Source organism: Brevundimonas mediterranea, assembly GCF_011064825.1.
Taxonomy (GTDB): Bacteria; Pseudomonadota; Alphaproteobacteria; order Caulobacterales; family Caulobacteraceae; genus Brevundimonas; species Brevundimonas mediterranea_A.
This window is the reverse complement of record NZ_CP048751.1, coordinates 2023044-2034539: the sequence shown is the minus strand read 5'-3', so window position 1 is coordinate 2034539 and position 11496 is coordinate 2023044. Positions and strand designations below refer to the sequence as shown.

The window sequence follows — 11496 nt, the reverse complement described above, 5'->3', positions numbered from 1 at the left end:
TTCCGAAGGCTGGAACATGCCGACCGGCGAACTCATGAAGGGCAAGAAGGGCCTGATCATGGGGGTGGCGAACGCCAATTCGATCGCCTGGGGCATCGCCTCGCAACTGGCGGCCCAGGGGGCGGAACTGGCCTTCACCTATCTGGGCGAGGGGCTTGAGCGTCGGGTGCGGCCGCTGGCCGAGAGCGTGGGCGCCAGGCTGCTGATCCAGGCCGACGTCACCGACGACGCCTCGATGGACGCCGCCTTCGCCGAGCTGGAAAAGGAGTTCGGCACGATCGACTTCGTCGTCCACTCGGTCGCCTTCGCCAACAAGGACGAGCTGAAGGGGTCGTTCGTCGAGAACACCAGCCGCGACAGCTTCCTGCTGGCCATGAACATCTCGGCCTTCAGCTTCGTGGACGTGGCCAAGCGCGCGTCGAAACTGATGCCGAACGGCGGGTCGATGATCACCATGACCTACCTCGGCTCGGAACGGGCCATCCCAAACTACAACACCATGGGCGTGGCCAAGGCGGCGCTGGAGGCGGCGACGCGCTATATCGCCCGTGACCTGGGGCCCAAGGGCATCCGCGTCAACGCCATCTCGGCCGGCGCCATGCGCACCCTGTCGCTGGCCGGCATCTCGGGCGGCCGCGGCATGATCAGCCAGGGCCGCGCCATGTCGGCCATGAAGGAAGACACCTCGATGGAAGGCGTCGCCGGGGCGGCCCTGTGGCTGTGCTCGGACCTGGGCCTGTCGACCACGGGCGAAGTCGTCCACGTCGACGCCGGCTTCCACATGATGGGTCTGGCCGGCGACGAGGAATAGGGGCGTCCCCTGTCCATTTCCGAACCGTCCGCCCCCCTGCTGACGCCGTCCGCCGTTTCGGCGGCGGCGGTGGCGACCGTCGTCGGCTTCGGCGGCACGGTGGCCCTGGTGGTGCAGGCGGGTCAGGCGCTGGGCGCCCACCCCGCCCAGATCGTGTCGATGGTCACGGCCCTGTGCCTGGGCATAGGCGTGCCGGGCATGGTGCTGAGCTGGCGACTGCGGATGCCGGTCGTCCTGGCCTGGTCGACGCCCGGCGCGGCCCTGCTCGCGGCCTCCACTCTGGGGCTGGGCTGGGCCAACGCCGTCGGCGCCTTCGTCGTGGCGGGCGTGTTGATGCTGCTGACCGGCCTGTTGCCGGTCCTGGGACGGCTGGCCCAGAAAATCCCCGCCTCGGTCGCCTCGGCCATGCTGGCGGGCGTGCTGTCGCCCTTCGTGCTGAGACTGTTCAAGGTCGCGCCCGACGAGCTGACCTTGGCGGCCGGCCTGCTGGCCGTCTTCATCGTCGTGCGCCGCCTTTGGCCCGCCTGGGCCCTGCCCGCCGTCCTGGGCGCGGCTTTCGTCGTGCTGATGCTCAGGAACCAGATCGGCCTGCCGCCGGGGACCGGCCTGTTCGGGACGCTGTCGCCCGTCATCCCCGCCTTTGACTGGAAGGTCGCCGCCAGTCTGGGCCTGCCGTTGTTCCTGGTGACGCTGGCGTCGCAGAACCTGCCGGGCCTGGTGGTGTTGCGGGCCGCCGGATATGCGCCCCCGGCGAACCTCCTGATCCTGGCGACGGGCCTGACCAGCGTGATCGCCGCGCCGTTCGGGGCGCACGGAGTCAATCTGGCCGCCATAACCGCCGCCCTCTGCACCGGGCCGGACGCCCACCCGGATCCGGCGCGACGCTGGATCGTCGGGGTGATCTATGGCGGCTTCTATATCCTGGTGGCGCTGTTCGCGGCGCCTCTGGCGGGACTGTTCATCGCCATGCCGCCGGCGGTGCTGGCCATCATCACGGGCCTGGCCTTGATCGCCGCCCTGACGGGTGCGCTGAGCGCCATGCTGGCCAAGGCCGACGAGCGCGAAGCCGCCGTCCTGACCTTCGCCGCCACCGGATCGGGGATCGCCCTGTTCGGCATAGGCTCGGCCTTCTGGGGCCTGGTCGTCGGCTTCGCGGCCCTGGGCGCGCTGCGCTGGATCAGACCGAAAGCCTGATCCAGCGCCCCGGCCCCGCCGGGTCGCCTCAGTCCCGCAGCGACGCCGGGACCTGGCCGCCGTTTTCCGCCAGCTTGTTCCAGACCGCCCTGGACAGGGCGGTGTTCTGCTCGGCCGAGCCGTGTTCGCCGGCGTGGACGTTCAGTTCCTCGGCCAGTTCCTTGCGGGCGGCCAGGCTGGAATCCAGATCCAGCAGCTTCAGCAGATCGACGATCGAGGTGCGCCAGTTGCCGCCGCCGCCCCTGGATTCGGCCAGATCGCTGAGCACCGCCTCGACGTCGACCGGGGGCAGGACAGGCGCCGCCGTCGCAATGGGCGCAGCGCCCGGCGTGGGGGGCGCGCCGCCGACGGTCGGCGACGGCGCGGGGGCCGTCTTCGGTTTGTGGCCGGTGATCTTGTTCCAGATCGAAGAGAAGATGCCCATCGGTCGCGCTCCTGTTGGTGTGGCGAGACAACGCGGCCAATGGGCGAGGGTTCAGCCCCGCGCCGGAATCGCCAGCCCGCGCTGCACCGCCGGACGGGCCAGGCCGCGCTCCAGCCAGGCGGCGACGTGCGGGAAGTCGTTGAAGCCGACGATCTCGCCCGCCTCGTAGAAGCCGATCAGGTTGCGGACCCAGCCCAGCGTAGCGACGTCGGCGATGGAATAGTCGCCCCGGCCCTCGCCCACGATCCAGTCGCGGGGGGCGCCGCCATCATTGGCCAGCCGTGTTTCCAGCACGCCCAGCAGACGGCGGCTTTCGGCGACGTAGCGGTCGCGCGGACGCTTGTCCTCATAGTCCTTGCCGGCGAACTTGTGGAAGAAGCCCAGTTGGCCGAACATCGGGCCGATCGCGCCCATCTGGAACATCAGCCACTGGATCGTCTCATAGCGGGTCGCCGGATCGTTCGAGAGCAGTTTGCCGGTCTTTTCCGCCAGATAGATCAGGATGGCGCCGGACTCGAACAGGGCCAGCGGCTGTCCGCCGGGGCCGTCCGGGTCGAGAATGGCGGGGATCTTGCCGTTGGGGTTCAGCGAGAGGAATTCCGGCCCCCAGGTCTCGTTGGCCATGATGTCGATGAAGTGCGGCTCATAGGCCAGGCCGACCTCTTCCAGCATGATCGACACCTTCACGCCATTGGGCGTGGGCAGGGAATAGAGCTGCAACCGGTCGGGATGCCGGGCCGGCCAGCGGCCGGTGATCGGAAAGGCGGACAGGTCGGTCATGGGTTCGGCCTCGGCGTGGTGATGAACAACCATGTCGGCGCCATGCGCGAGGTTCGCAACTGTCATCGGCACGATTTGGTCGCGGACTTGTGTCTGGAAACGGACCGAGGACGGCGCCAGCTTGGCCGTGACCGATCACAGGTCGCAGGAAGGGAGACGCCCGATGGCGCACAAGTTCGAGATCTACAAGGACAAGGCCGGCGAGTTCCGAGTCCGGTTCAAATACAATTCCGAGACCCTGTTCTCGACCGAAGGCTACAGCTCCAAGGCCTCGGCCCAGAACGCCATCGACTCCATCAAGAAGAACGGCCCGGACGCCGAGGTCGAAGACAACAGCTAATCCGGCTCGCGCTCGCCCACCTCGGTCGGCGGGACGGCCAGAAGCCAGCCGTCGGCCAGGTGCAGCTCGGGCGTCGCTGCCTTGGTGAAGGGCAGATACCAGGTCGGGCCGCCGGTCGCGGGGGCGATCTCCAGCATGTCGTCGGCGCCGAAATTCTGGACCGACTTGACCGTGCCCATGACCTCGCCCGCCGTGTCGCGGACCTCGACGCCCAGCAGGTCGGCGAGATAGAATTCGTCCTCGTCCGGTTCGGGGAAGCGGTCGCGGGGAACATAGAGTTTCAGGCCGCGCAGGGCGTCGGCCTGTTCCTTGGTGGCGATCTCCTTGGCCCGGCCGACCACGCCGCTCTTGTCCGGGCGGGTCGCGGACAGGGTCAGGGCGACCGTGCCGTCGGCGCGCAGCAGCGGGCCATAGGCGGTCAGGGCCAGGGGATCGGCGGTGAAGGCGGTCACCCGCACCTCGCCCCGCACCCCGAAACCGCCGCCGATCTGGCCGACGAGGATCAATCTGCTGTCCGTGGTCATGGTCTGTGTCCGTCGTCCTAGATCTTCCCCCGCTTGCGGGGGAAGTGTCAGCTCGTCGAGCGCAGCGAGACGGCTGACGATGGGGGAAGTGTCGCGACACTTCCCTCTCCGACCCTGGATCGGCTGCGCCGATCGCCGGGCCACCTCTCCCGCAAGCGGGAGAGGGTCTAGTAGCGCATGAAAAAGGCGGCGTCGAAGGACGCCGCCTTGATCGTGTCGAGACCGAAAGCCTTAGGCTTCGGTCTTTTCTTCGGTTGCTTCTTCAGCAGCCGGAGCTTCTTCGGCGGCGGCTTCAGCGGCGGGCGCTTCTTCAGCCGGGGCTTCTTCGACAGCCGGAGCAGCCGCGGCGGCGGCGGCTTCTTCCTTGGCGCGGGCGGCGGCTTCAGCGGCCTCGACCTTGGCGGCGGCTTCGGCTTCCAGGCGGTCGGCTTCGCGCTGGGCGCGTTCCGCGGCGCGCTCTTGCGCCTTCTTGCCGGGCTGGGCCTTGTTCGGGTTGTTGGACTGGGTCCACTTCACCTTGGCGCCCAGGGTCTCGTCCTGCGACAGGAAGCGGGCGACGCGGTCGGTCGGCTGGGCGCCCTTGCCGAGCCATTCGGCGATACGCTCGACCTTCAGGGCGACGCGCGGAGTGGCGCCGTCCTTGGGCAGCATCGGGTTGTAGCTGCCGACCTTCTCGATGAACTTGCCGTCGCGGGGCGAGTGCGAGTCGGCGATGACGATGTGGTAGTAGGGGCGCTTCTTGGCGCCGCCGCGGGCCAGACGAATCTTCAGCATTTTCAGTCTCTTTCTAGGAAGTCGTTATTTCTTGGGAGGGAAGCCCGGCAGGCCCGGAAGGCCTCCCGGAAGTTGTCCGCCGCCCCCGAGGGGGTTTCCAAGTCCCGCGAGGCGGTCCTGGATGGCTTTCAGGTCGTCGGCGCTGGGTTCCGGCGTCTTGCCGCCGCCCAGGGCCTTCAATCGGTTCAGATCGGGGCCGCCGCCCATGCCCGGCATGCCGGGGATGCCGCCGCCGCCGCCGAGGCCGCCCAGCATGGCGGCCATCTGCTGCATCTTCTTGGGTCCGCCGCGCGCCATCTGCTTGACCACGTCGGCCATCTGGCGGTGCTGTTTCAGAACCCGGTTCACGTCCTGGACATCGACGCCGGCGCCGGCGGCGATCCGCTTCTTGCGGCTGGCGTTCAGCAGGTCGGGCTTCTTGCGCTCGACCTTGGTCATCGAGGAGATGATGGCTTCCTGGCGCAGGATCATGCGGTCGTCGACGCCGCTGTCGGCCATCTGACCCTTCATCTTGGCCACGCCGGGCAGCATGCCCATGATGCCCTGAAGCCCGCCCATCCGCTTCATCTGCTGAAGCTGGCCGGCCAGGTCGTCCAGGTCGAACTGGCCCTTGGCCAGCTTGCGGGCCATCTTCTCGGCCTTGGCCTGGTCCAGGTCCTGCGACGCCTTTTCGACCAGGGCGACGATATCGCCCTGGCCCAGGATGCGGCCGGCGACGCGGCGGGCGTCGAACACGTCCAGCGCATCGACCTTTTCGCCGGCGCCCAGGTATTTGATCGGCAGGCCGGTGACGGCCCGCATCGACAGCATGGCGCCGCCGCGACCGTCGCCATCGGCGCGGGTCAGGACCAGGCCCGTCAGGGGCAGGCGGGCGTGGAAGGCGGCGGCGGTCCGGACGGCGTCCTGACCGGTCAGGCTGTCGGCGACCAGCAGGGTCTCGACCGGCTTGGCGATCTCGGCGACCTCGGCCACCTCGTTCATCAGCCCCTCGTCCAGGGTGATGCGGCCGGCGGTGTCGAGGATCAGGACGTCGAAGCCCTGGAGCTTGGCGGATTGCAGCGCCCGGCGCGTGATCTGGACGGCGCTTTCGCCCGCCACGATGGGCAGGACGGCGACGTCGATCTGTTTGCCCAGCTGGGCCAGCTGTTCCATCGCGGCCGGACGCCGCGTGTCCAGCGAGGCCATCATGACCTTCTTGCGATCGAACTTGGTCAGGCGCAGCGCCAGCTTGGCCGAGGTCGTGGTCTTGCCCGAGCCCTGAAGGCCGGCCATCAGCACCACGGCCGGCGGAGTGGCGTTGGTGTTGAGCGGGACCGGCTCTTCGCCGCCCAGCATCTCGATCAGGCCGTCATAGACGATCTTGACCACCTGGTCGGCCGGCTTGACCGAACGGATGACCTCTTCGCCCGTGGCGCGCTCGGTGGCGAAGGCGATGAATTCCTTGACGACCGGCAGGGCGACGTCGGCCTCGAGCAGGGCCACGCGCACTTCGCGCATCGCCTCGGCGACATCCTTTTCGGACAGGGCGCCGCGGCCGGTGATCCGGTCGAAGACGCCTGTCAGCCGCTCGTTCAGAGCCTCGAACATTCACTACCTCGTGGCGACGGGTGAAGCGGCTCCATACGACAACGGCCTCTGGCGACGATCACGTCGGCAGAGGGTTCTCGCCGGGCTCGTCCATCAAAGATGGGGTCGTCCCGGTGGAGACGCGAGGTTCACTTGCGTCGGAAGCGGCGGCTTATGAAGGAAAACAAGGGGAATGTCGAATCCCAACGCCACAGATTCTCTCGCCATGCGCACGGCGGAGGCCCCTTCCCGGTTCAGACGGAGATGTTCAGCAGCACGGCCTGCGTCTTGCCCTGGGCGGCCGCGTCCTTGACTTTGGCCTCCAGCGCCTCCTGCAGCTTCTGTGCGACCAGCTTGGCGATCTCGTCCTCGATCGTGGCGCGGGCTTCCTTCGGCAGGGCGGCGACGTCGCGCTCGCTCATATTCTTGTCCGACAGGACCTGCTCGCGGAGCCGCGCCTTGAGCTTCTCCATCTGCTGCTCATGCGCCCAGGCGCTGAGCCCCTTCTCACGAATCTGGTCAAGATCGTTCTGAAGGACAGAAGTGGGCTTATTTTGCCCAGCGGACACGCTTTGGCTAACCGAGCCCACACCGCCTAAGAAGCCGCTAACCGACGAAATCGACAAGACAATCTCCTTTCCCCAAAAGTCGCTCACGCGACCGTTGGGGAAAAGAGTGCAACCGGTGTGCCGGGTTACGGCTCCTCGGGCGTCTCGGCCGGAGTCTCGTCTTTCTTGGGTTCGGAGCCCGGCTCCGTCACGACGATGGTCTCGGGCGGGGCGGATAGTTTGGACAGGTCGCCGCCGGCGCGCAGCACGTCCAGGGCGCGTTGCAGCTGGTAGTCCTTCTCCTTGTCGAAGTCCTTGCCCGGGGCCTCGCGCGGCGTGTGCGGCCCCTTGCGTTCCGCGCCGATGGAGGAGTCCAGGGCGGTGGCGTAGGCGGCTTCGGAATAGATGAAGCTGGAGCGCGAGACGATGCGGGCCTCGGCCTCGGACCGGGCGACCTCCAGATCCGGCTCGATGCCGATCTTCTGGATCGAGGCGCCGGACGGCGTGTAGTAGCGCGCCGTGGTGATCGACAGGGCGCCGTCCTGGCCCTGGCGCAGCGGGATCACCGTCTGGACCGAGCCCTTGCCGAAGCTGGTCAGGCCGACAATGGTCGCCCGCTCATGGTCCTTCAGGGCGCCGGCGACGATTTCCGAGGCCGAGGCCGAGCCGTAGTTGACCAGGACCACCACCGGCAGGCCGCCGGTCAAATCGCCGGGCTTGGCGGAATAGCGCTGGATCTGCTCGGGCTTGCGGCCGCGCTGGCTGACGATCTCGCCGCGCTCCAGGAAGGCGTCCGACACGTCGATGGCGGCGTTCAGCAGGCCGCCGCCGTTGTTGCGCAGGTCCAGGACATAGCCCTTCACGCCGGGCTTCTCGGCCTTGATCTTGGCGATGGCCTCGGTCAGTTCGCGGCCGGTGTTCTCGTTGAAGGTCGAGACGCGCAGATAGCCGAAATCGCCTTCGACCCGGCCCGTGACCGACTGAACTTTGATGATCTCGCGGGTCAGGACGACCTCGAGCGGGTCCTCGCCGTCGCGCAGGAAGGTGACGCGCACGCTGGTGCCGACGGATCCGCGCAGTTTCTCGGACACCTGGCTGACGGTCAGGCCGGAAGCGTTCTGCCCCTCGATGGATGAGATGACGTCGCCAGCCTGAACCCCGGCCTTGGCGGCGGGGCTTTCGTCCATCGGTGAGATGACCTTCACCAGCCCGCCCTCGGAGGTGATGGTCAGGCCGACGCCCGAATACTGCCCCTCGGTCCGTTCGCGCAGTTCGTCATAGTTGGACGGCGGCAGATAGTTGGAATGGGGGTCCAGCGCCGTCATCATGCCGGCCAGGGCGGCTTCGATCAGCTTCTTGTTGTCGACCGGGACGACATAGGCCTGCTCGACGATGCCGACCACGTCGCCGAACAGCTCCAGCATCCGGAAGGTTTCGTTGCGGGGCGTCTGGCTGGTGGCGACGGCGGCCGAGCCGCCGAGAACCAGGGCGGCGCAGCCGACGAGGAGCAGTTTACGCATTCGGTCTCTTTCGGTCGGGCCGATCATGAAAGGCGCCCGTTGCAAGGGTAAGGCCCCGCAGACACGACGAAATCGTGGCGGCGCAGCGTCACGCCGATAAAATCAGCGTCAGGTTGGAAAGCAAGGCCTTATCGCATCTCGGCCATTTCGCCGCCTCCCAACTCGCCGTCAGAGGCAAGAGGCCGCAAATGACGCCTGTCGGAGCCTATTTCAGCCAGGGACCGGGATCGATGGGCCGTTCCTCGCGCCGCAGTTCGAAATAGACGTCGCCGTCGGGGCCGCTGCGTCCCAGGGTCTGGCCGTCCGAGACGCGGGCGTCGTGCGCCACGTCCACGCTTTCCAGCCCGGCGATGACCGCCCGCCAGCCGGGGCCGAGATCCAGAATCACCACCTGGCCCCAGCCGGTCAGGGGGCCGGCGTAGGCGACCTTGGCGTCGGCGGGGGCGGTCACGGCCGCGCGGTCGGCCCGCCAGCGCCACCCCGAGGTCCCTGCCCCCCAGGTCTGGCTGGGCGCGCCCTGGACGGGCGAACTGAGGCGGGTGCGGCCGGCGGGCAGGCGCGTGGGCGCCGCCTCGGCCGTCTCGGCCGCGGGGACGTCGCCGCCCAGTTCGCGGATACGGCTCTCCAGCACGCGGGCCGCGCGTTCGGCGGTGCGGGCCTCGGCGTTCAGGACGGCGGTCAGGGCGGTCTTGCGCGCCGTCAGCCCCTCGATCTCGGCGCGGCGGTCGCCCTGGGCGCTTTCCGTGGTCAGCAGCCGTTCGGAAGACAGGACCGCCAGGCGGCGGATGCGCATGATCTCGGCCTGACGCGCGGCCAGGGCCTGGGCGCGCCTTTCCAGGTCGGGCGTCATGGCCCGAAGCAGGATGGAGGCGCGCACCGTATCCACCGCCTTGTCCGCCGGAATCAGCAGGGGCGGCGGGGGGCGGCGGCTCATCATCTGCAGGGCGCTGAGCAGCCGGCCCTGAGCCCCGCGCTCCCGGGCCAGGTTCGTGACCAGTTCGGCCTCGCGTTCGCTGAGCTGGCGCAGGCGGGCGCGTTGGTCGTCGATCTGGCGGTCGTCGGTCCGTTCGTCGGCGCGCAAGGCCGCCAGGCGTCGCTCCAGCTGGGCCAGTTCGGACTTGGCCGCATCGGCGTCGGCGCGCAGGCGGCGCGCCCGCACGGCCTCGTCGCGGTATTCGGCCTGGGTGCGGGCCAGCTCGCTTTCAGGCGCCTGCCGGCCCACGGCGGGCGCGGCGAGCACGAAGCCCGTCAGCAGGGCAAGAGAGAGTGTGGCGGCGCGACCCATGTCAGTCGCGATGATAGGGTGATCCGGCCAGGATGGTCACGGCCCGATAGAGTTGTTCGGCCAGCATGGCGCGGGCCAGGGCGTGGGGCCAGGTCTGGGGACCGAAGGCCAGGGTCGAGGAAGCGGCCGCGCGCACGCTGTCGTCCAGCCCGTCCGCCCCGCCGATGGCGAAGACCAGGCGGCGTTCGCCCTGATCGCGCAGTTTGGCGACATGGTCGGCGAAGGCGCGCGAGGAATAGGTCTTTCCACGCTCGTCGCAGGCGATCAGATGAGACCCTTCCGCGGCCGCGAGGATCAGTTCGGCCTCCGGCCCCTTGCCCGGCTTCTTGGCTTCCAGGTCGATCAGTTCAAGGGGGCCGAGGCCAAGCGCGCGTCCGGACAGGGTGGCGCGCTTGGCGTAGTCGTCGGCGAGGGTCGCCTCTGGCCCTCGGCCCGGTCGGCCGATGGCGACGATCCCCAGCCTCATGGTCTCAGTCGCGGACCATGCGGTGGGCGGAATCGACGGCCCAGATCTTCTCGATATTGTAGAAGGTGCGCACTTCCGGGCGGAACAGGTGGACGATCACGTCGCCGGCGTCGATCAGGACCCAGTCGCAATGCGGCAGGCCCTCGACCTTGGCCTTGCCCAGGCCCTGTTCCTTCAGCGTGCGCAGCAGGTGGTCGGCGATGGCGCCGACATGGCGGTGCGACCGGCCCGACGCCACGATCATGGTGTCGGCCATGGCGCTTTTGCCCTTGAGATCGATCAGAACCATCTCCTGGGCCTTGTCCTCGTCGAGGCGGCTCAGAATGGCTTCTTCAAGCGGGGTCGAGCCGATCGGGCGCGGTGCGGAATCGCCGAAGGCGCTGGGCGCGCCGTCGGATTCAAAGCCGTCTTCGGAATGCAGAGGTTCTATGGCATCCATCTCGTGCGCCGTGTTCGAAACGGCGGCGTCTTGCGTATCATACGCGGGCGAGGGGGTCAGCGGAGGGCTCCAGGAGCATTGACTAAAGAAGCCCTCTAGCACGGATAGGCCGGTCCGTGAACCGGCGCCCCGATCACGAGGCCGCGCGTCGTCCGGTCCCGGTCCGGATCGCGGTCGAGGACAGGGGGTTCAGCGGCGCCGTCAGATAGGTCCAGGCGGGCGCCGACAGGGTCGGCAACAGACCCGCCTGCTCGGCCGGAACGCGGAAGGTCGCGAACCGCGCGGCCGCCGGGGCGGTGCGGCTGTCCAGCAGGGAGCCCGGCCGGGCGATCACCGCCACCGGCATCAGCCGCATGATGTCGGTCCAGCCGCGCCAGCGATGGAAGCTGGCCAGATTGTCCGACCCCATCAGCCAGACGAAATGCACGCCGGGATGCCGCGCGACCAGCAGGCGCAGGGTGTCGACGGTCCAGGCCACGCCGGTGCGGGTCTCGAAATCCGAAATGATCATCGACGGGCCGCGGGCGTGTTCACGCGCCGAAGCCATGCGTTCGGAGAGGGGCGCGCTGTGGCGGGCGTCCTTCAGCGGGTTCTGCGGCGAGACCAGCCAGACGACCCGGTCCAGGCCCAGGCGGCGCATGGCCGTCTCGGCCACATGGGCGTGACCGTCGTGGGCCGGATTGAAGGAGCCGCCGAACAGGCCGACCTTCATTCCCGGCGTCAGGATCAAACCGTCACGCAACCCCCCGGATCGGGGGCCGGCGCCTTTGGGCGCGGGACCGGCGTGAAAGAAGGACAAGCGGGGCGTCTCGGGGAGTTATGCTC

The 11496-nt window shown here is 68.6% G+C and carries 14 protein-coding genes; 3 read left to right on the top strand and 11 right to left on the bottom strand.

The window, feature by feature from the left end:
• Positions 1–16 precede the first annotated feature (16 nt).
• Entirely contained in the window at positions 17–811 is a 795-nt protein-coding gene (locus GYM46_RS09990; protein ID WP_164952750.1) for an enoyl-ACP reductase FabI, read from the top strand.
• Between the two features lie 9 nt (positions 812–820).
• Positions 821–2005, top strand: a complete 1185-nt coding sequence (locus GYM46_RS09985; protein WP_348271535.1) for a benzoate/H(+) symporter BenE family transporter — start codon at positions 821–823, stop codon at positions 2003–2005.
• Positions 2006–2033: 28 nt separating this feature from the next.
• Here GYM46_RS09985 and GYM46_RS09980 read toward each other — a convergent pair whose 3' ends face one another.
• Positions 2034–2429, bottom strand: a complete 396-nt coding sequence (locus GYM46_RS09980) for a DUF3597 domain-containing protein (RefSeq protein ID WP_008264261.1) — start codon at positions 2427–2429, stop codon at positions 2034–2036.
• 51 nt (positions 2430–2480) lie between these two features.
• Positions 2481–3209 (bottom strand): glutathione S-transferase N-terminal domain-containing protein, encoded by a 729-nt coding sequence (locus GYM46_RS09975; protein WP_035309174.1) that lies wholly within the window; start codon positions 3207–3209, stop codon positions 2481–2483.
• 163 nt (positions 3210–3372) lie between these two features.
• On the opposite strand from GYM46_RS09975, the gene GYM46_RS09970 reads away from it, so the two are divergent.
• Entirely contained in the window at positions 3373–3549 is a 177-nt protein-coding gene (locus GYM46_RS09970) for a YegP family protein (protein ID WP_008260025.1), read from the top strand.
• On the opposite strand, the gene rimM is transcribed toward GYM46_RS09970, so the two are convergent.
• The 9 genes from rimM to GYM46_RS09925 all read right to left on the bottom strand — a co-directional run bounded on the left by rimM (position 3546) and on the right by GYM46_RS09925 (position 11413).
• Positions 3546–4073, bottom strand: coding sequence for a ribosome maturation factor RimM (rimM, locus tag GYM46_RS09965; protein ID WP_008258910.1), 528 nt, complete (start codon positions 4071–4073; stop codon positions 3546–3548). The two genes, GYM46_RS09970 and rimM, sit on opposite strands and share 4 nt — an antisense overlap.
• A gap of 231 nt (positions 4074–4304) precedes the next feature.
• A complete protein-coding gene (rpsP, locus tag GYM46_RS09960) occupies positions 4305–4847 on the bottom strand; it encodes a 30S ribosomal protein S16 (protein ID WP_008263068.1) in 543 nt (180 codons plus the stop codon).
• 24 nt (positions 4848–4871) lie between these two features.
• Entirely contained in the window at positions 4872–6434 is a 1563-nt protein-coding gene (ffh, locus tag GYM46_RS09955) for a signal recognition particle protein (RefSeq protein ID WP_008264017.1), read from the bottom strand.
• A gap of 233 nt (positions 6435–6667) precedes the next feature.
• The gene (locus GYM46_RS09950; protein ID WP_156796476.1) at positions 6668–7039 is read right to left on the bottom strand and encodes a hypothetical protein; all 372 of its coding nucleotides are present in this window, start codon (positions 7037–7039) and stop codon (positions 6668–6670) included.
• Positions 7040–7107: 68 nt separating this feature from the next.
• The gene (locus GYM46_RS09945; protein ID WP_040349812.1) at positions 7108–8481 is read right to left on the bottom strand and encodes a S41 family peptidase; all 1374 of its coding nucleotides are present in this window, start codon (positions 8479–8481) and stop codon (positions 7108–7110) included.
• 205 nt (positions 8482–8686) lie between these two features.
• On the bottom strand, positions 8687–9766 hold the full coding sequence (locus tag GYM46_RS09940; RefSeq protein WP_008262370.1) for a murein hydrolase activator EnvC family protein: 1080 nt from the start codon (positions 9764–9766) through the stop codon (positions 8687–8689).
• 1 nt (position 9767) lies between these two features.
• Positions 9768–10232 (bottom strand): 23S rRNA (pseudouridine(1915)-N(3))-methyltransferase RlmH, encoded by a 465-nt coding sequence (rlmH, locus tag GYM46_RS09935; protein ID WP_008262378.1) that lies wholly within the window; start codon positions 10230–10232, stop codon positions 9768–9770.
• Positions 10233–10236: 4 nt separating this feature from the next.
• Positions 10237–10671 (bottom strand): ribosome silencing factor, encoded by a 435-nt coding sequence (gene rsfS / locus GYM46_RS09930; RefSeq protein ID WP_008264216.1) that lies wholly within the window; start codon positions 10669–10671, stop codon positions 10237–10239.
• 133 nt (positions 10672–10804) lie between these two features.
• A complete protein-coding gene (locus GYM46_RS09925) occupies positions 10805–11413 on the bottom strand; it encodes a nicotinate-nucleotide adenylyltransferase (protein WP_231492532.1) in 609 nt (202 codons plus the stop codon).
• Positions 11414–11496 lie beyond the last annotated feature (83 nt).

Coding starts and splice junctions, on each gene's coding strand:
- GYM46_RS09980 (WP_008264261.1), bottom strand. CDS start 2,429: ATGGGCATCTTCTCTTCGATCTGGAACAAGATCACCGGCCACAAACCG.
- rimM (WP_008258910.1), bottom strand. CDS start 4,073: ATGACCACGGACAGCAGATTGATCCTCGTCGGCCAGATCGGCGGCGGT.
- GYM46_RS09990 (WP_164952750.1), top strand. CDS start 17: ATGCCGACCGGCGAACTCATGAAGGGCAAGAAGGGCCTGATCATGGGG.
- rpsP (WP_008263068.1), bottom strand. CDS start 4,847: ATGCTGAAGATTCGTCTGGCCCGCGGCGGCGCCAAGAAGCGCCCCTAC.
- GYM46_RS09970 (WP_008260025.1), top strand. CDS start 3,373: ATGGCGCACAAGTTCGAGATCTACAAGGACAAGGCCGGCGAGTTCCGA.
- ffh (WP_008264017.1), bottom strand. CDS start 6,434: ATGTTCGAGGCTCTGAACGAGCGGCTGACAGGCGTCTTCGACCGGATC.
- rlmH (WP_008262378.1), bottom strand. CDS start 10,232: ATGAGGCTGGGGATCGTCGCCATCGGCCGACCGGGCCGAGGGCCAGAG.
- GYM46_RS09975 (WP_035309174.1), bottom strand. CDS start 3,209: ATGACCGACCTGTCCGCCTTTCCGATCACCGGCCGCTGGCCGGCCCGG.
- GYM46_RS09945 (WP_040349812.1), bottom strand. CDS start 8,481: ATGCGTAAACTGCTCCTCGTCGGCTGCGCCGCCCTGGTTCTCGGCGGC.
- GYM46_RS09940 (WP_008262370.1), bottom strand. CDS start 9,766: ATGGGTCGCGCCGCCACACTCTCTCTTGCCCTGCTGACGGGCTTCGTG.
- rsfS (WP_008264216.1), bottom strand. CDS start 10,671: ATGGATGCCATAGAACCTCTGCATTCCGAAGACGGCTTTGAATCCGAC.